This is a genomic window from Tsukamurella sp. PLM1 (assembly GCF_023168325.1).
Taxonomy (GTDB): Bacteria; Actinomycetota; Actinomycetes; order Mycobacteriales; family Mycobacteriaceae; genus Tsukamurella.
In genome coordinates, this window is sequence record NZ_AP025688.1 from 3,457,526 (window position 1) to 3,474,646 (window position 17,121).

Annotated in this window: 12 protein-coding genes and 4 pseudogenes; 7 read left to right on the forward strand and 9 right to left on the reverse strand. The window is 73.3% G+C overall.

Translation table 11 applies throughout. From position 1 onward, the window contains the following. Position 1 precedes the first annotated feature (1 nt). Complete coding sequence (locus MTP03_RS17735) at positions 2–535, reverse strand: hypothetical protein (RefSeq protein WP_248489344.1); 534 nt, start codon at positions 533–535, stop codon at positions 2–4. Between the two features lie 184 nt (positions 536–719). Here MTP03_RS17735 and MTP03_RS17745 point away from each other — a divergent pair, with 184 nt between their 5' ends. Then, on the forward strand, positions 720–1,733 hold the full coding sequence (locus MTP03_RS17745; RefSeq protein WP_248489345.1) for an NAD(P)/FAD-dependent oxidoreductase: 1,014 nt from the start codon (positions 720–722) through the stop codon (positions 1,731–1,733). 111 nt (positions 1,734–1,844) lie between these two features. On the opposite strand, the gene MTP03_RS17750 is transcribed toward MTP03_RS17745, so the two are convergent. Next, positions 1,845–2,273, reverse strand: a complete 429-nt coding sequence (locus tag MTP03_RS17750; RefSeq protein ID WP_248489346.1) for a hypothetical protein — start codon at positions 2,271–2,273, stop codon at positions 1,845–1,847. 259 nt (positions 2,274–2,532) lie between these two features. Here MTP03_RS17750 and MTP03_RS17755 point away from each other — a divergent pair, with 259 nt between their 5' ends. From MTP03_RS17755 to MTP03_RS17765, 3 genes are read left to right on the forward strand one after another with little or no spacing between them, the layout of a single operon-like run. Then, the gene (locus tag MTP03_RS17755) at positions 2,533–3,258 is read left to right on the forward strand and encodes an amidohydrolase family protein (RefSeq protein WP_371820798.1); all 726 of its coding nucleotides are present in this window, start codon (positions 2,533–2,535) and stop codon (positions 3,256–3,258) included. A gap of 10 nt (positions 3,259–3,268) precedes the next feature. Beyond that, entirely contained in the window at positions 3,269–3,718 is a 450-nt protein-coding gene (locus tag MTP03_RS17760; protein WP_248489348.1) for a hypothetical protein, read from the forward strand. Then, a complete protein-coding gene (locus MTP03_RS17765) occupies positions 3,610–4,533 on the forward strand; it encodes a serpin family protein (protein WP_248489349.1) in 924 nt (307 codons plus the stop codon). Before MTP03_RS17760 ends, MTP03_RS17765 begins: the two co-directional genes overlap by 109 nt. A gap of 18 nt (positions 4,534–4,551) precedes the next feature. On the opposite strand, the pseudogene MTP03_RS17770 reads toward MTP03_RS17765, so the two are convergent. The 5 genes and pseudogenes from MTP03_RS17770 to MTP03_RS17795 all read right to left on the reverse strand — a co-directional run bounded on the left by MTP03_RS17770 (position 4,552) and on the right by MTP03_RS17795 (position 12,536). Beyond that, positions 4,552–6,137, reverse strand: a pseudogene (locus tag MTP03_RS17770) (DNA polymerase Y family protein). Between the two features lie 927 nt (positions 6,138–7,064). Next, positions 7,065–8,113: pseudogene (locus MTP03_RS17775) on the reverse strand (low specificity L-threonine aldolase). Then, positions 8,110–8,820 (reverse strand): SDR family NAD(P)-dependent oxidoreductase, encoded by a 711-nt coding sequence (locus MTP03_RS17780; RefSeq protein WP_248489350.1) that lies wholly within the window; start codon positions 8,818–8,820, stop codon positions 8,110–8,112. Before MTP03_RS17780 ends, MTP03_RS17775 begins: the two are co-directional and overlap by 4 nt. After that, positions 8,817–10,945: pseudogene (locus MTP03_RS17790) on the reverse strand (DUF6421 family protein). The gene MTP03_RS17780 and the pseudogene MTP03_RS17790 overlap by 4 nt, the downstream one beginning before the upstream one ends. Positions 10,946–11,036: 91 nt before the next feature. After that, positions 11,037–12,536: an amino acid permease gene (locus MTP03_RS17795; RefSeq protein WP_305852765.1), complete on the reverse strand. Its 1,500-nt coding sequence runs from the start codon at positions 12,534–12,536 to the stop codon at positions 11,037–11,039. Between the two features lie 49 nt (positions 12,537–12,585). Between MTP03_RS17795 and MTP03_RS17800 the strand changes: the two genes are divergently transcribed. Continuing rightward, positions 12,586–13,134 carry a CGNR zinc finger domain-containing protein gene (locus MTP03_RS17800; protein ID WP_248489352.1) on the forward strand — a complete coding sequence of 183 codons (549 nt, stop codon included), beginning with the start codon at positions 12,586–12,588 and terminating at the stop codon, positions 13,132–13,134. A 16-nt stretch (positions 13,135–13,150) separates the two neighbouring features. Next, entirely contained in the window at positions 13,151–14,311 is a 1,161-nt protein-coding gene (locus MTP03_RS17805; protein WP_248489353.1) for a serine/threonine-protein kinase, read from the forward strand. A 9-nt stretch (positions 14,312–14,320) separates the two neighbouring features. Here MTP03_RS17805 and MTP03_RS17810 read toward each other — a convergent pair. Together MTP03_RS17810 and MTP03_RS17815 are read right to left on the reverse strand one after the other, a co-directional pair. Then, positions 14,321–14,990: pseudogene (locus tag MTP03_RS17810) on the reverse strand (LuxR C-terminal-related transcriptional regulator). Next, positions 14,987–16,192, reverse strand: a complete 1,206-nt coding sequence (locus MTP03_RS17815; RefSeq protein WP_248492280.1) for an ATP-binding protein — start codon at positions 16,190–16,192, stop codon at positions 14,987–14,989. Before MTP03_RS17815 ends, MTP03_RS17810 begins: the two are co-directional and overlap by 4 nt. 338 nt (positions 16,193–16,530) lie before the next feature. Here MTP03_RS17815 and MTP03_RS17820 point away from each other — a divergent pair, with 338 nt between their 5' ends. Beyond that, entirely contained in the window at positions 16,531–16,803 is a 273-nt protein-coding gene (locus MTP03_RS17820; RefSeq protein WP_248489354.1) for a PspC domain-containing protein, read from the forward strand. Positions 16,804–17,121 lie beyond the last annotated feature (318 nt).

Consider the following 17,121-nt stretch of genomic DNA (forward strand, 5'->3'; position numbering starts at 1 on the left):
TCTATGATCTACGCCACTCTTCGTTAACTGTGTTCGAATCGTTGCCATCGGTCGGGAGGAGCGCGGACAGCAGCGATGTGAGAGCCGGCTGCGGATCGAAGGCATCGTCCGGCATCGCGAGCTGCCGGGAGATCAGGGCGTCGCACACGTCCATGACCAGCGCCGACGCCACCTCCCCCAGCCCGATCGCGGCGCCGATCGACGCCCCCATCCGCTCCACCTCAGCGCGCCCGCGCCGCAACGGCTCGCGCAGTTCCGGCTCGACCGCCGCCGCCGCGAACAGGTTCAACCGGGCGACGCTGCGCACCCGCCCGTCGGTCACCGACCAGCGCACGTACGCCGCGATCCGTGCCAGCACCGCGTCGCACCCGGGTTCCGGGACGGCACCGTCGAACCCGGGTTCCGGGGCGGCACCGTCGTTCCCGCGTTCCGGGGCGGCACCGTCGAACCCGGGTTCCGGGGCGGCACCGTCGAACCCGGACCAGAAGGCGAAATCCTGCTCGACGAGCCGCTCGACCACCCCGCGCACGAGCACCCCCTGGACCGGAAGTGGTTCGACGTGGTTCCGGACGGGACGCCGGCGGCACCGTCGACGGCCCGGTGCGTGAGGCCGCGCAGCCCGACGGTGCCCAGCACCTCGATCGCCGCGTCGAGCACCTCGTCCCGCCGTCCCATGAGGCGCAACAGTACAACTACTACATATGTAGTACAGTGACCCGATGGCAACGGCAGCGATCATCGGCGGCGGCATCGGCGGACTCGCCACCGCGGCCCTCCTCACCGCCCAGGGCTGGGAGGTGGAGGTCTTCGAGCGCGCCGATTCACTCCCCAGCACCGGCACGGCGCTCGGCATGTGGCCCGAGGCCATGGCGGTCCTCGACCGGGTCGGCGCGGCGCCCCGGGTGCGCGAGATCGGGATCGACCAGCGGACCGCGGAGATCCGCAGCCGCGACGGGCACAGATTGGGGCCGGAGGTCCGGGCGAAGGGCGCCACCGTCATCATCTCCCGTCCCCGGCTCCTCGAGGCCCTCGCCGCCTGCGCACCGACGGTCCGCTTCGGCGACCGCCGCGCCGCTCTCGCGGGGCTCGACCACGACGTGATCGTCGGCGCCGACGGGATCGGCAGCATCGCCCGCACGCACGTCCTCGGGCGCCGGGTGGATCCGCGTCCGCTGGGCGTGGACGTCCTGATCGGCCGCTGCCCCGGCGAGACCGACGTCTTCACCGAATTCTGGGGGCCGGGACGACTGTTCGGCGTGACGCCGCGCGACGGCGGCTACATCAACTGGTACTCCGAGTTCGACCCGCGAGCGGTCCCCGCGGGCACCGCGGACCCGGGCACCGAGCCGCGGGCGTTCCTCCGCGCGCTGTACCACGGCTGGGCGCCGCGCGTGCTCGAGACCATCGAGGGGATCGACGAGGCGACCGCCCTGCACTACCGCTCCCGCGATCTGCCGCGATTGCCGCGGATCGTGCGCGGCAACGTCGCGCTGATCGGCGACGCCGCGCACGCCATGGCCCCCAACCTGGCCGCGGCGCGTGCGAAACACTGCTCGACGCGGCGGCGCTCGCCGACGCTCTGGGCGCGGCAGGGGACTTCAACGGTGCCGCAGCCACGGCCTCGGGGTCCGGCGGTGCCGCAGCCACGGCGCTACGCGCCTACGAGGAGGCGCGCCGGCGCGCAGGGCAGCGCACGATGCTGCTCTCCCGGGCGATGCGGCACGTCGCGCTGACGACGCGGCTGCGGGCGCCGCGCGACCTCGCGCTCCGGGCGGTGGCCGCGGTCGCCTGACTCCGGCCGCCTCGCCCGGCTCAGGGTCCCTCGGCGAGCGCCGGCCCCAGCTTCACCAATGCCTTCTCCAGTGCGGCGACATCGCGCGGGGACAGATGGTCGAACACCCGCCGCCGCACCTCCTCGACGTGGCCGCGGGCGGCACCGTCGAGCGCTGCGAGCCCGGCGTCGGTGAGCTCCGCCGACGCCTGCCGGCCGTCCGCGTGGCGTACGAGCCAGCCGCGCTCCCCAGCTTGCGCAGGACGTGGGACAGCCGGGACGGCGACGAGTTGGCCGCCTCGGCCAGCGCGGAGAGCCCGAGCGTGCGCTCCGGCGCCTGGGAGAGCTGTGTCAGCACCATGAACTCGTAGTGGGTGATCCCGGCATCGGCGCGCAGCTGCGTGTCCAGCTTGGCGGGCAGGCGCATCGCGACGTTGATGAGCGGCAGCCAGGCCGCCATCTCCTCGGCGGACAGCCATCGCGCGTCGTCCGTGTCCGGCACCGTGCCCTCCTGTGTCGTTTTCCGGGAAAGCCTACTCGTGACCGATTTCGGTGAACGGCGGATCACCGGCGTGGCTACATTGGTCGCATGAGCCGACCGCACACCACTCCGGGCCGGTGACCGACGCGGACATCCCCGCCTATCTGGACGCTCTCGGCCTCCCCGGCCTCGCCGACATCCACGTGCACTTCCTCCCCGAGCCGATGCTGGTGAAGGTGTGGGACTTCTTCGACCGCGCGAGCACCGAGTACGGCCGCGAGTGGCCCATCGAGTACCGGTTCGACGAGGACACCCGCCTCCGGCTGATCCGCGGCATGGGGGTGACCGCGATCCCCGCGCTCACGTACCCGCACAAGCCCGGCATGGCGGTGTGGCTCAACGACTGGTGTGCGGAGTTCGCCCGGCGCGTGCCCGACGCGATCCACTGTGCCACGCTCTACCCCGAGCCGGCGTGGGCGACTACGTCGCCCGGGCCGTCTCCGACGGTGCGCGGTTGTTCAAGATGCACGTGCAGGTGGGCGTGTTCGCGCCCGACGACCCGCTGCTGGACCCCGCGTGGGATGTGTTGGCGCGCCACCACATCCCCGTGGTGATCCACGCCGGGTCCGGCCCCATCGAGGGCCCGTACACCGGGCCGGACCGGGTCGCCGAGGTGCTGCGCCGGCACCCGGACCTGACGCTGGTGATCGCGCACCTGGGCATGCCGGAGTACGACCGGTTCGCCGACCTCGCGGAGCAGCACCCGAACGTGTACCTGGACACCACCATGGCCGCGACCGACTTCACCGAGCGCAGCGCACCGATGCCGCCGGGCTACGTGGAGCGGCTCGGCGCCCTCGCCGACAAGGTGGTGCTGGGCAGCGATTTCCCCAACATCCCGTACCAGTACGCGCACCAGCTGTTCGGTCTCGCGCGCCTGGGCCTCGGCGACGAGTGGATGCGCAAGGTCCTGTGGCACAACGGCCGGAAGCTGCTCGACCGATAGGCTGGCCGTCATGCACTTCCGACGGGCCGCGATCGCGTTGCTCGCCGCGACCACCCTCGCGGCGTGCGGCGGCGCACCGTCGAGCCCGAAGGCCCTGGCCCTCGAACGGTCCGAGAAGGCCTTCGAGCAGGTGGGGATCGACGAGACCCGGCAGGACGTCACCGCGCTGGTCGCCGCGGCCACGCGTCTTGGGGCGCGGCTCGCGACCCGCGACACCCGCGCGGGCAGCACGGCGGTGCCGTCCTGGTCGGTGCTGAGCCTGCTGGGCATGCTCCGGGCGGGCGCGGAGGGCTCCACCGCCGCGCAGCTCGACGGTGCCGGGCTCGGCGCCGCGAAGGACCTCCCCGCGCGATGGCCGCGCTCACCGGCCAGACCGCGCAGTGGGCGGGCGACCCCGGCACGGTGCCGGCTGCCACGCCGCCCGCGGCGCCGCTGTTCCAGTCCCAGGTGGCGCTGCTGACGGCCAAGGAGCCCGCGGTGAAGCCGGACTACCTGGACGCGCTGGCCGCCGCGTACGGCACGGGCGTGTACCCGATGGACTTCGGCCTCGACGTGAGCGAGCCGCTGGGCGAGTGGGTCGCGGTGAACACCGGCAGCGCGCTCACCTCGGCCCCGCTGCGCGTGGACGGCGGCACCCGGCTCGCGGCGGCGGCGACCGCGTACCTGGCCGCGGCGTGGCGCTTCGGGTTCGACCCGGCCCGCACCCGCCCGGCCCTGTTCACCGCCGCGGACGGGACGGTGCTCGACCCGCCGACGATGCACGGCACGCTGCCCGCCCGGGTGGCCGCCGGCGACGGTTTCACCGCGCTGCAGCTCGATTACGGCACCACGCTGGCGCTGCAGATCGTGCTGCCCGCGCCCGGGATCGCGCTCGCCGACGCCGCCACCGAGGCCCGGTTCACCGCAGCGCGGGTCGCGCTCGCGGCGGCACCGTCGGCCCCGCACGAGGTGAGCCTGCCGAAATGGCGCACCGCCGCGTGGACCGCGCTCGCCGACCCGCTCCGCGAGGTGGGCCTGACGGACCTGTTCGCCGGGCCCGGGCTGTCGGGCATCGCGCCGGGCGCTCCGACGGTGGCCGACGCCCGCGCCGCCGCCGTGCTCACCGTGGGCGAGAAGGGGACGGCGGCGGACACCGTCGCCCCCGGGACGCCGCCGGCCCCCGAGCCGGCGCCCGGCCCGGCTCCGTTCGCCGTGGACCGCGCGTTCGCCTACTCCGTGGTGGACACCGCGACCGGGCTGCCGCTGATCATGGGCACCGTGAACCGGCCGGCGTAGTCGCCGTGCGGCGGGCGCTCACTCGTACACGCCCTCCACCTCCCATCCTCCGGCGTACTGCAGCAGCAGAGCGCGACCGTCGTCCCGGCCGGGGGCGGGCTCGAGCAGGACCTGGGCCCGGCCCGGGGCGCGGCGGCGGCTCCCACCAGCGCTCGTCCACCAGCCACGGCCCGGCCCACCAGCTGAGCGCCCAGCCGCGCGAGCCCCACGCCAGATGCGTGGGTTCGCCGGTGAAGCCACCCCGCTCGGTGACGCGCACCGGCTCGCCCGCGGCGTCGGTCATCATGACGGGGGCGCCGGCGATCAACCGCGCCGGCGCAGGCTGCGGCATCCGGCCGGGCCACGGCGCATCGGGGTTCCGGGCCGGGACCTGCTCGTCGCCGAGGGCGATCCAAGCGACCTGCTCGGCGGGGCCGCGGCCGCCGCTGCGCACCGGCACCCGCACCGCCTCGCCGCCGAGCAGGCCCTGCACGCGGACCAGGGCACGACGGAACCGGGCCGCGCCCTCGGCACCGTCGTCGAGGTCGCCGCCCAGGGTGGCCTGCAGCGCGCCCGCGTCCACCACCTCCACCGGCTCGAGCCGCAGCAGCGAGATCGGGGCGCCCGGGCCGGCCCTCCCTGTTCCGCGGAGCGGCTCGCGGACCGGCCGCCGGTGAGCCAGCCGTCGATCTGCCAGCGCACGCGATCGGCCGTGCCGTCCGGGGTGAGCGGCTGCGCGCACCGCCAGATGCGGGTGTTCCGCTCGCCGTTCTCGGCGATCGCGGACACCTCCAACCGCAGGCAGGCCACGCCCGCGGCGGACAGCTTGCCGTGCAGTTCCGCCGCGAGGGCGCGGCCGGCGAACGCCGCCGCGTCCACCCGGTCGATCGGCGGATCGGGCCGCAGCTCCACCTCCAGGCCGGGAGGCAGGGGCGCGGTGGACGGCGGCCTCGTCGGCCACCGCCCGGGCCTGACGGTGCGCCGCGATCGCGTCGGTCCCGAACCGGGTGGCAACGTCGGTCGCGGACAGTTCCGCGAAGGCCTCGACGGTGCGCAGGCCCAGCCGGCGCAGCAGGTCGATCAGCTCGGCGCGGTCCTCGGCGGCCAGGGCGGGCTCGGCACCGAGCTCGGCGATGGGGAGCGGGGCCAGGAAGGCGGTCGACCCGCCGGGCGCGACGTTCACGCCCCGGCGGGCGGCCAGCGCCGCGGTGAACACCTCGTCGGCGACACCGGCGAGGGACTCGGCGCCGACCGAGGACGCGGCGTCCACCAGGCGTTCGGCGGCCTGCTCCTCGCCGCCGAAGAACCGGGCGGCGCCGCGGGCCGGGAGCACGATCAGACCCGGTCGGAGCACCTCGATGAGCGGGATCAGCGCGGCCACGGCGCCGGCCACAGGCTCGAAGACACGCGCGTCGCGTCCCTCGTCGGCCTGCGCGATGTGCACGTCCGGGCAGCGGGCCTGCGATTCGCGGCGCTTCATGCCGCGGCGCACCCTCCGTTCGGGCCGGGGCGTTGCACGCGACCACCCGGTTGCCGTACAGCACGGCGACGGGGCGGTCCGGGGCGAGGTCGGCATCCGCGGCCGCCGCGGCGGCCGGCCAGTCCGGGCACCACAGGGCGAGAATGCGCTGCGGCTGCGCAGGAGCAGAGGGCGACCGCGTGCTCACCGGCCACCGCCAGGCCCGCCGACGGTGCCGCGCCGCGCTGCGGGTTCGCGCAGCCGCGGCCGCGGGCGGAGAACACCAGGTCGATGCCGCGGATGCGGCCGCGCCCGGGGCGGCTGCCGAGGCCGGTGTAGCCCCGCACCCGGGCCCCGAGGTGCAGGGAGGCACCGTCCCACCGGCCGCCCGTGACGAGCAGGATCGAACCGTGGGTGCGGGCGCGGGCCGCGATGGCCCGGCCGCGGCTGGGCGGCACCGCGATGCCGCCGAGGGCGCACAGGACCACGTCGGCACCGTCGAGCAGGATCGACGCGACCGACACCGGGTCTGCCAGCGGGCCCTCGACGAGGGCGATGCGCTCCGGATCGGCCCCCTGTTCGAGGGCCGCGGCCATACCGAAACCCGAGACCCCGCACAGCGCCACCCGCGATCCGGCCCGCGAGACCGAGGCCACCAGCGACACCGCGAGCGAGCCCGCGCCGTCGAGCACTGCCACGCTGCCGCGCGGCAGGCCGCCGCCGGGAGCAGCCGCGCCAGCTCCTCGTGCACCGGGAGGACAGCCCCGGAGAACTGGTACGCAGCCCTGGTGAACTGCGACGATTCCCCCACCGGCGCCGCGGGCGGCGCCTGTTCCTTGGCCGGACGGTGCCTGTCCGGCAGCGCCGCGAGCCGCTTGCGCAGCTCCGCCAGCTTCTCCTCACGGTCGCCCTGCACCGCGCGAACTCGTGCAACGGACACTTGTCAGTCCCCTCCCCTACGTTCGGATCCGCATTGCCGATCAGTGCGGAAGCCGAGCCACGGGGAAGACATGACTAGAACTTCTGTTCGATCTGATTCAAGCGTAGATCCGCCGCTCCGGCGGCGTCAAGCGCCGAGGGAGTCGTTCCCGGCTCAGGCGAGCCGGGCGCGGACCAGGTCGGCGAAGGAGCGGACGTCGTCCTCGGTGGTGTCCCAGGAGCACATCCAGCGCACTTCGCCGCGGACCTCGTCCCAGAAGTAGAACGGGACCCGCTCCATCAGAGCCTCGGCGGCGGCGTGCGGGAGTTCCGCGAACACGGCGTTGGACTGCACGGGCTGAGTGAGCTCGACCTCGTCGATCCCGCCCACCAGCTCGGCCAGCAGCCGCGCCATCGCGTTGGCGTGCCCGGCGACCCGCAGGTACAGATCGTCGGAGAACAGGGCGAGGAACTGAGCGGACAGGAAACGCTGCTTCGAGGCGAGCTGCATCGACAGCTTGCGCACGTACTCGATCCCCTGCGCCGCATCGGGATTCAACACCACCACGAGCTCGGCACCGAGCAGGCCGGACTTGGTGCCGCCCACGCTCACGATGTCGGCGCCGATGTCGGTGGTGATGGCGCGCAGCGGAACCGACAGGCTCGCGGCGGCGTTGGCGAGCCGGGAACCGTCGATGTGCAGCAGCCAGCCGTGCTCGTGGGCGTACTCCGCCAGTGCCCGCAGCTCGTCCGGGGTGTAGACGGTGCCGAGCTCCGTGGACTGCGCCACCGAGAGCACCCGCGGCTGGGCCCAGTGCACGTCGCCGGCCCGGTCCGGGACCGCGGCGGCGATCGCCTCGGGGGTCAGCTTCCCTCCTCGGTGGGGACGACGAACAATTTGAGGCCGGCGAGCTTCTCGGGGGCGCCGCCCTCGTCGACGTGGATGTGCCCGGTGTCCGCGCACACTACGGCCGACCAGCGGTCACTCACCGCGGACAGCGCGACCACGTTCGCGCCGGTGCCGTTGAACACCGGGAACGACTGCGCGCCCGCGCCGAACAGCTCGACGACCCGCTCCCCGAGCGCCGCGGTGTACACGTCCCCGCCGTACGCGCCCTGGTGACCGAGGTTCGCCTCGGCCACGGCCGCAAGGACTTCCGGGAGCACGCCGGCGTAGTTGTCGCTCGCGAACCCGCGCCTGGCGGGATCGTGCAGCCGGGTCACGCGCCCGCCCCCGGCTCCGGCACCAGGGTGACGACGGTGCCGTTCACCTCGCCGACCGGCACGTCCCACAGGCCCACGAGTCGCTCGGCGACATCGCCGATCGGCGTGTACCTCGGGAACTTCCGCTCCGGCTGATCCGCCCGCATCTGCGGCGTCAGCAGAGCCATCACCCGCAGGATCACGGCCGCGGCCGAGCCGCCGGAGAAGGCGTCCGCGAGCGCCAGCGTCCACGCCTCCGCCGCCGCCTTCGCGGAGGCGTACGCCGCGTTGGACGCCGTCGGCTTCGCCACCGAGACCGACGAGATGATCGCCACCCGCGCATCGGAACTCGCGGCCAGCGCCGGGTAGAGCGCCTGCGTGGTGTTCTGCAGACTGCGGATCAGCCCCTGCTCCAGGAAGTCCCAGTCGGCCGGGTCCGCCTCGTCGATCGGCGTGCCGCCGCGCCAGCCGCCCACCAGGTGCAGCAGGCCGTCGACTCCGCCGTGCTCAGCGAGGATCGCCCGGCCCGCATCCGCGGTGGCCGCGTGATCGGACAGGTCCGCGCGGTAGCCGGAGACACCCGGCAGCTCGGCGATCTCCGCAGCCACCTCGCCGCGCACGATCGCGGCGACCGTCGCGCCCTCCGCCACCAACCGCCGCACGACCTCCTGGCCGAGCGCGCCGTTCGCGCCCGTCACCACGACGGTGCGCCCCTGGACTCCACTCATGCGGTCACCTCCCTCGACGTCGACGCCGGACCCGCCGCGGTGATCCCGCGTACGGACTCGAGTACCGGCCGCATCTTACGGCGCAGCGCCTCGTAGAACACGTTGAGCGGGAACTCGTCCGGCAGGACGAGGTCGACCAGGGCGCGCGGCTCACCGTCGAGCGGGAGTGCCTTGCGCCCCTCCGCCCAGACCGACCCGGGCCGGGCGCGACGTACGACGAGACGAACTCGTACGTGGCGAGCCACTGCCCCACCTTGGACCGGTCGATGCCCGTGCGGTACAACTCCTCGATCTCCTCGCCGAGCGCGATCACCTGCCCCGGCAACGCCTTCCAGTCGAAGGAAAGGCGGTTGTCGCGCCAGCGGAGCGCGCCGTGTCGGTGCAGGTAGGCGAACAGCAACTGGCCGCCGAGGCCGTCGTAGTTGCGCACCCGCTCACCCGTGATCGGGAAGCGGAACAGCCGGTCGCACAGGATGGCCAGCTGCACCGGCAGGCCGTACGGGTTGCCCTCCCCCGCCAACCGGTGCGCCTCCCGGAACGTGGTCAGGTCGCACCGCAGCTCCTCGAGCGAGTACAGCCAGAACGGCATGCGCTGCTTGATCATGAACGGGTCGAAGGGCAGGTCGCCGCGGCTGTGCGTACGGTCGTGGATCAGGTCCCACAGCGCGAACGCGTTCTGCGCCAGGGCCTGCGAGGCGACCAGCCGCGCACCGTCGGGCGGCAGCCGCAGCGAGAGGATCTCCGCCGCAGCACCGGTGACGGCGCGGAACCGCGCGGCCTCGCGGTCGCAGAAGATGGCGCCCCAGTGGAACTGCGGGGTCTGCGCCACCGTGACCGTTTCGGGGAACAGCACCGCGGAGTTCGTGTCGTAGCCGGGCGTGAAGTCCTCGAAGGTCACGGGGAGGAACTGCGCGTTGTCGTACCGGCGCTCCACCTCGGCCAGCCAGGACGGCCACACCACGTTCAGCAGCACCGCCTCGAACACCTTGCCCGCGTTGCCGTTCTGCGTGTACATGGGGAACACCACGAGATGCTCGGCACCGTCGGCGCGGTCCAGGTCCGGGCGGAACGCGGCCAGCGACGCCCCGAAGTCGGGCCGGCCGAACCCGCCCTCGGCCCAGCGACGGAAGTCGCGCGGCAGGGCCGCCAGGTACTCGGCGTCGTGCGCGAACAGCGGTGCCAGCGCCTCGATCCGGGCGATCATCTCGTCGACCAGCTCCGCCGCACGCGGGTGCGCCGCGGGCTCGGGAACGGCCCCGTCGTCGCCCTGGAGCCCACGCAACTCCTCGACCGCGGCCTTGAGCGCCGCCCAGTCCGCCGTCCCGGCTGCGCCCGACGGGTGGCGGGCGGCACCGTCGGCGTGCGCGCCCGCCGCCCAGGTGACGACGTTCACCCAGAGCGCGCGATGGTCGAAGTCGTCGATGCAGTCGTCGCCGAACAGGTCCGAATCGGCGAACACCACCACGCGACCGAGTCCCACCTGCAGCACTGCTGCGAGCGGGCGGTCGCCCGGCGAAGCGGTGGGGCTGGTGCGGGCGAGCACGACGGCCTCGGCGGGTACGTCGAGAACGCCGGTGCGGTAGAAGCACGCCTGTTCGACCGACGCGGCGATGCCCTGCCCGTCCAGCTCCGGCGCGACCACCGAGCGCACCCACGTGGCGTTGCCGCCGTGCCGCCGATCCCCGGGCGCCTCCTGGACCACCACGGACTCGACGCTCACGCCGAAGCGCGCGAGCAGCTCGGACAGGTTGTTGCCGGACGTGGCCGTATCGCATTCCGCGAGCACCACGAGACCGCCCCCGGCCCGCACGTAGGCGTCGATCGCATCCAGCTCGTCGGGCGCGTACACCGGCGGCAGATCGCCCGTCGTGCGCTCGACCCCGGCGCGGGCCAGGTGCGGGATCACGTACACGTCCGTGCCGTCCAGGGAATCGACGGTGACCTGCGGGAACAGGCCGTCGCACACCGTCGTCCCGCGGTGCCGCAGGGCCTCGACGGCTCCGGCCAGGCTCACGTCCCCCGGGTTGACGGGGACCATCTCGCGAGCGCGCTCGAGCGTGGTCGCCCACGAGCAGCTCCGGGCCTGTTCAACCACGACCCGCGGGAAGACAGCGCTACCAGACATAACCGTTCCGATCGTTCACCTCTTACATGTATTGACGCGATCTTAACGCGTCACAGTCACAGGCGCGCGACGAACGGGTGTGGAGACGGGCTCAGCCGACGCGGTTGGGATCGTGGTGCGCCGAGGCCGCGGCGACGGGCGTCAGATCCGCGGTGGCCGGGTCGACCGTCGGTGTGCGGGTGATCACCTTGTGGCCCCACCACAGGCCGAGGAACAGGATCAGCGCGGCGTACGAAGTGAGCCACAGCTCCCAGCCGCCCTCCTCGCCGCCGCGGACGGCCACGTAGTACTGGCCGGCGATCACGGCGACGCACATGAGCAGCGCCACGATCGGCCCCACCGGGTACAGCCACGCCCGGTAGGGCAGCACCGCAAGATCCTTGCCCTGCACGTTCCACGCCCGGCGGAAGCGGTAGTGCGCCCAGGCGATGCCGATCCAGGTGACGAAGCCCGCCACCGACGACGCGGTGACGAGCACCGTGTACGCCTTGCCGTCGCCCACCTTGCTGGCCATGAAGCACAGCGCACCGATCGCGGCGGTCGCGGCCACCGCCGCGGCGGGCACGCCCGTGCGGCTGACCCGGCCGAAGATCCGCGGGGCGCTGCCGTCGAGCCCCAGCCCGTACAGCGCGCGGGTGGCGGCGAACAGGCTGGCGTTGCCGGCCGACAGGATGGCGACGAGGATGACGGCGTTCATGATCGACGCGGCGGCGTCGATGCCCGCGAGCTTGAACACGAGGGTGAACGGGGCGACGGCGACGTTCTCGTCGGACGCGTCCAGCAGGTCGGGGTTCGTGTACGGGATGAGGAACGCGATGATCGTGAGCGTGCCGATGTAGAACAGCAGGATCCGGAAGAACACCGTGCGCACGGCCTTCGGGATGGCACTCTTGGGCTCCACGGCCTCGCCCGCCGCGACCGCGATCATCTCCGTGCCCTGGAACGCGAATCCGGCGATGAGGAACACCGAGAGCATGCCCAGCGGCCAGTCCACGAACGGCGCGTCGCCGATCGTCCAGTTCTCGAACCCCGGCGACGGACCGCCGACCACGCCGAACACCATGAGCGCGCCGACGATCAGGAAGATCACCACGGCGATCACCTTGATCGACGCGAACCAGAACTCGGCCTCGCCGAACGCCTTGACCGCGAACAGGTTCAACGCGAGCAGGCCGGCCATGAAGATCAGCGACCAGATCCACGAGGGCACGTCGGGCAGCCAGAACTTCATGATCAGGCCGGCCGCCACCACCTCCGCGGCCAGCGTGATGGACCAGTTGAACCAGTAGTTCCAACCGGCGGCGAAGCCGAACGACTTGCTGACGAAGCGGGTGCCGTACTCCTCGAAGGGATTGCTGCACGGGATGTACGCCGACATCTCGCCGAGGCTCTGCATGAGGAAGAAGACCATGACGCCCATGAGCGCGTACGCCGCGAGCGCGCCGCCGGGGCCCGCGTCATGGATCGTGGCGCCGGACGCCACGAACAGGCCGGTGCCGATGGCACCGCCCAGCGCGAGCATGCTGATGTGGCGACTCTGTAGTCCCTGCCGGAGGGACTCGTCCGGGGTGATTCCAAGGGGGCTGGACACCCGATGAGAGTAGCGACCGCAACGACGCTCGGGCTAGCATTCGGACGCCATGTTCTCCTACGACACCCGATCCGCGCTCGCCAGCGCGGCCGACCTGGTGAACACCGCCCCCGACGCGCGCACGGGCCGCGCCGAGCGCCTCCCCGACGTCGCCTCGCTGCGGGCGTTCGTCGAGCGCTGGGGCTGGACCGGTCCCATCCCGCTGCGCGCAGACGAACTGGACCGTGTGCACGCCGCCCGCCGGGTGCTGCGCGGCCTGTGGGACGCGGACGGGGACGAGCCGCGCACCGTCGAACTGGTGAACCGGATGCTGCGCGACGCGGCCGTACTGCCGCAGCTCGTGCGCCACGACGATTGGCCGTACCACCTGCACGGCTGGAACGACGCGACGCCGATAGCCGAGAGGTTCCTGGCGGAGCCCGCGATGGGCATGGTGGACATGGTGCGCGCCGGGGCGCTCGATCGCCTGCGACGGTGCGCCGCCCCCGACTGCGCGGGAGTCCTGGTGGACTTCTCCCGCAACAGCTCACGCAGGTTCTGCGACGACGGCTGTAACAACAGGCTCAACGTGGCCGCGTACCGCGCGCGACGCGCCTGACCCTAGGATCATCGACGTGGCTGAGACGACGGGAACGACCGGCACCGGCAGGGGCGTGCCCGGGCCCGACTATCTCGTGGCGGGAAGGTACCGGCTGCGGTCGAAGATCGGCGGGGGCGGCATGGGCGCCGTGTGGCTGGCCCGCGACGAGCGTCTCGACCGCGAGGTGGCGGCCAAGCAGGCGATCTCGACCGAGGGCCTCAGCCAGGAGGAGGCCGACGAGTTGCGCAAGCGCGCGCTGCACGAGGGCCGGATCGCGGCGCGGCTGCAACACCGCAACGCCGTCGCGATGTACGACGTGGCGCTCGACCGCGGCGAGCCGTGGCTGGTGATGGAGTACCTGCCGTCGCGGTCGCTGGCGCAGGTGCTGCACATGACCGGGAGCATGCCCGAGCGGCAGGTGGCGCAGCTCGGTGCGCAGGTGGCCGACGCGCTCGTCGAGGCGCACGAGTCGGGCATCGTCCACCGGGACATCAAGCCGGGCAACATCCTCATCGCGAACCGCGGGCGGGCGTCGGGCACGGTGAAGCTCTCCGACTTCGGCATCGCGCGGGTCAAGGGCGACGAGGCCGGACCCGCCGGCATCATCACCGGCACGCCCGCCTACTTCGCGCCCGAGGTGGCGCGCGGCACCGAGCCGTCCGAGGTCTCGGACCTGTACTCCCTGGGCGCAACGCTGTACACCGCGGTCGAGGGCGCACCGCCGTTCGGCGTGGACGAGGACTCGATCGCCCTGCTGCACAAGGTGGCCCGCGGGCAGATCAACCCGCCCAAGCACGACGGACCGCTGATGGCCGTGGTCCTGGACATGCTGCAGCCGAGCCCGAAGAAGCGGCCCACGCTGGAAGAGGCCCGCGACCGGCTCGCCGGCGTCGCCGCCGCCGGCGGGAACCCCGCCGCGGTGCTGGCATCTCCCCTGCAGTCCTCCGAGGGCGCCCCCGCCGTGTGGCTCCGACGGTCCGCCGGGGAACGGTCCGGAGCGTCCTTCTCCGACCGTGCTTCGGGACCGGTGGAGCGCAAGCGGCCCGCCCCGCCCGCACCCCGGCCGAGCCCCTACGTCCCGCCGCCCGTCGCGCCGCCGACGAAGATGTCCAACACCATGCTGGCCGTGTGGATCATCCTCGGATTCCTCGTCCTCGCCGTCGTCGTGGCGGGCGTGATCATCGCGATCGGGTAGCCCGCTCGGTCAGTCGGCGAGGTGGCGGGTGTGCGCCCAGCGCGTCAGCGCGTTGCGGTTGCTCTGCTGGGTCTTCCGCAACACGTTCGAGGCGTGCGTCTCAACGGTTTTGACGGAGATGAACAGGTCCTCGGCGATCTCGCGGTAGGTGTAACCGCGGGCCAGCAGGCGCAGCACCTCGAGTTCGCGCGGGGTCAGCGAGTCCAGCTCCGGATCGAGCGCGGGCTCCGGCACCGGCGACCGACCGGTGAACGAGTCCAGCACGAATCCCGCCAGCCGCGGCGAGAACACCGCGTCGCCCTCGGCCACGCGACGCACTGCTGCGGCCAGTTCCTCCCCGAGATCGTCTTCGTCACGTACCCCGGGCGCCCGCGCGGATCGTCGCGATCACGTCCTCGGCGGCGTCGGAGACGCTGAGCGCCAAGAACACCGGCGCCTTCTCCAACTTGGCCCGCGGGGCACCGTCGGACACGCCCCGCAACACCGCGACGCCCCCGCCGTCGGGCATGTGCACGTCGAGGAGCACCACGTCGGGCCCCGTCGAGAGAATCCCGGAGATCGCCTCGGCGACCGCGCCGGCCTCCCCCACCACCTCGATGGCGTCCTCCCGGGCCAGCTCGGCGCGCACGCCGGACCGGAACACCCCGTGATCGTCGACCAGGAACACCCGGTAGCTCACGCGCTCTCCTCCGCTATGGACTCCGGCGCACCGTGCGGCGCGCCGCCCTCGGGCCGGGGCACCGACAGCCGCACTTCCGTGCCCCGCCCCGGATGCGAGCGCACCACGACCGTGCCGTCGCGACGCTCCACCCGGGCCCGGATCGACTTCGCCAACCCCTGCCGATCCGACGGTACCGCGTCCGGGTCGAATCCGACGCCGCGGTCGCGCACGAACACCGACGCGGACTCGCCGTCGACCTCCGCGTACGCGTCGATGCTCTCGCACCCGGAGTGCTTGGCCGCGTTGACCATCGCCTCCTTCGCCGCCCCCAGCAGGGCCGTGAACCGGTCGTCCACGCCGAGTTCCGCTCCCTCCACGTCGCCCACCGTGATCACGTTCACCGCCGTGCCGTGCACGTCCTCGACCTCCGCCGCGGCGGCCTTGAGCGCCGCGGCCAGGGACTCCGCCGGCGCGTCCGTCCCCCCGAACAGCCACTCGCGCAGCTCGCGCTCCTGACTGCGGGCCAGCCGCTTGACGGCGGCACCGTCGGACGACTGCTTCTGGATCAGGGCCAGGGTCTGGAGCACGGAATCGTGCAGGTGCGAGGCGATCTCCTCGCGCTCGATCGTGCGGACGCGGGCGGCGCGCTCGGCGCCGAGATCGCGCCACATGCGCACCCAGATCGGCACCGTGAGCAGCGCGACGCCCACCAGCGTGAGCACCACCGCGGCGAGCGCGGTGGGCAGGGCCGCCACGTCCACCCGGCCCAGGAACACCACCGCCAGGCCCACCACCACGAGGGTGACGCCGCCGAGGGCGCGCAGCCACGTGATCAGCCGCGCGCTCCCGGGCGGCGCGTGCGCCGGGGTGCGCGTGGCCGAATCCGCCTCCCGCCACACCAGCGCGGCGCCCACCCCGACCACGATGATCGGGACGACGAATCCCACGTTCGAGTTGCTGGCCACCGTGGCCAGCGTCGCGGCGCCGACCACGCCGAGCACCGCCAGCGCGAGGCCCTGCCGGCGCTCCGCCGGATCCGGGCGTTCCGTATCCGTGCCGGGGCGCACCATGAACCACAGCAGCGCGTACATCACCACGCCCGCGCCCATGAGCGCGAGCACGGTGAACGCGATGCGGACCTTGACCACGTCGACGCCCAGCTGATCGGCGATCCCGCCGCACACGCCGCCGATCACCGCGCCCCCGTTGCGGCGGTGCATCCGCGGGTAGGTGGGCACGGTCACCGGGTTCGACGGTGCCGGGCCCGCCGGGGGCGCCGGCTGCGGCGGACGCGCCGGGGCCTGGGCGTGCGGGAAGGCGACGTGGGCCTGGGGGTCCCACGCCTGCTGCCACTGCACCCAGGCCCGCCGTCGTTCCTCGTACCGGGCCCGGCGGCGCTCTGCTCGTCTGCTCATCGTGGCTCGATGGTGACACGAACCCACCGCGCCACGCATCGGGATCTACCCTGATTCCGGCCGGCGGTCCCTGAGCCCCCGGCCCGTGAATTCAGGGTAGATCCCGATGGTCCCGACGCCGCCGGCGCAGCAGTATCGATGGCATGGATACGACAACCCTCTCCAGCACGGCCCGGCAGATGTGGGACACCCGGCCGCTGCGGGCCCGCGAGGCGCCGATCGCCGGCGTCTGCACGGGTTTCGCACGGCGGTACCAGGTGGACGTCGCACTGGTCCGAGCCGCATTCATCGGCGCGACGGTGCTCGGCGGTCTCGGACTCGTGGCCTACATCGCAGGGATCTTCGTGCTCCCCAAGGAATCCGATCAGCCCTACGGAACCCGCGTCGAGCGGGAGGCCCGCCCGCGTTCGTGCTGATCATCGCCGCGGTGATCGCCGTGATGTTCGGCAGCGGCATGAACTCGTCGTGGCCGGGCGCGGGGATCATCAGCCTGGCGCTGCTGCTGGCCGGCTGGTACGCGCTGCACCAGCGCACGCCCGAGCCGCCGCCCGGGACTGCCGTGTCCACCCGGCTCGCCGCGCCCCCGTCGGTCGGCGCGTGGCAGCCGCCCGCCGCGCAGTTCCCGTGGCAGCCCGTGTGGCACCCGGCCGCCACGCAGGCCCCGGGGACGCCCACGGCGGCGCCGGAGACGCCCGCCGGGACGGAGGGCGAGGCACCGTCGGACCCCGTGACGC

Excerpts from the sequence above, each read along its gene's own strand:
- MTP03_RS17745 (WP_248489345.1), top strand. The coding sequence starts at position 720 with ATGGCAACGGCAGCGATCATCGGCGGCGGCATCGGCGGACTCGCCACC.
- MTP03_RS17760 (WP_248489348.1), top strand. The coding sequence starts at position 3,269 with ATGCACTTCCGACGGGCCGCGATCGCGTTGCTCGCCGCGACCACCCTC.
- MTP03_RS17765 (WP_248489349.1), top strand. The coding sequence starts at position 3,610 with ATGGCCGCGCTCACCGGCCAGACCGCGCAGTGGGCGGGCGACCCCGGC.
- MTP03_RS17780 (WP_248489350.1), bottom strand. The coding sequence starts at position 8,820 with ATGAGTGGAGTCCAGGGGCGCACCGTCGTGGTGACGGGCGCGAACGGC.
- MTP03_RS17800 (WP_248489352.1), top strand. The coding sequence starts at position 12,586 with ATGTTCTCCTACGACACCCGATCCGCGCTCGCCAGCGCGGCCGACCTG.
- MTP03_RS17815 (WP_248492280.1), bottom strand. The coding sequence starts at position 16,192 with ATGCACCGCCGCAACGGGGGCGCGGTGATCGGCGGCGTGTGCGGCGGG.
- MTP03_RS17820 (WP_248489354.1), top strand. The coding sequence starts at position 16,531 with ATGGATACGACAACCCTCTCCAGCACGGCCCGGCAGATGTGGGACACC.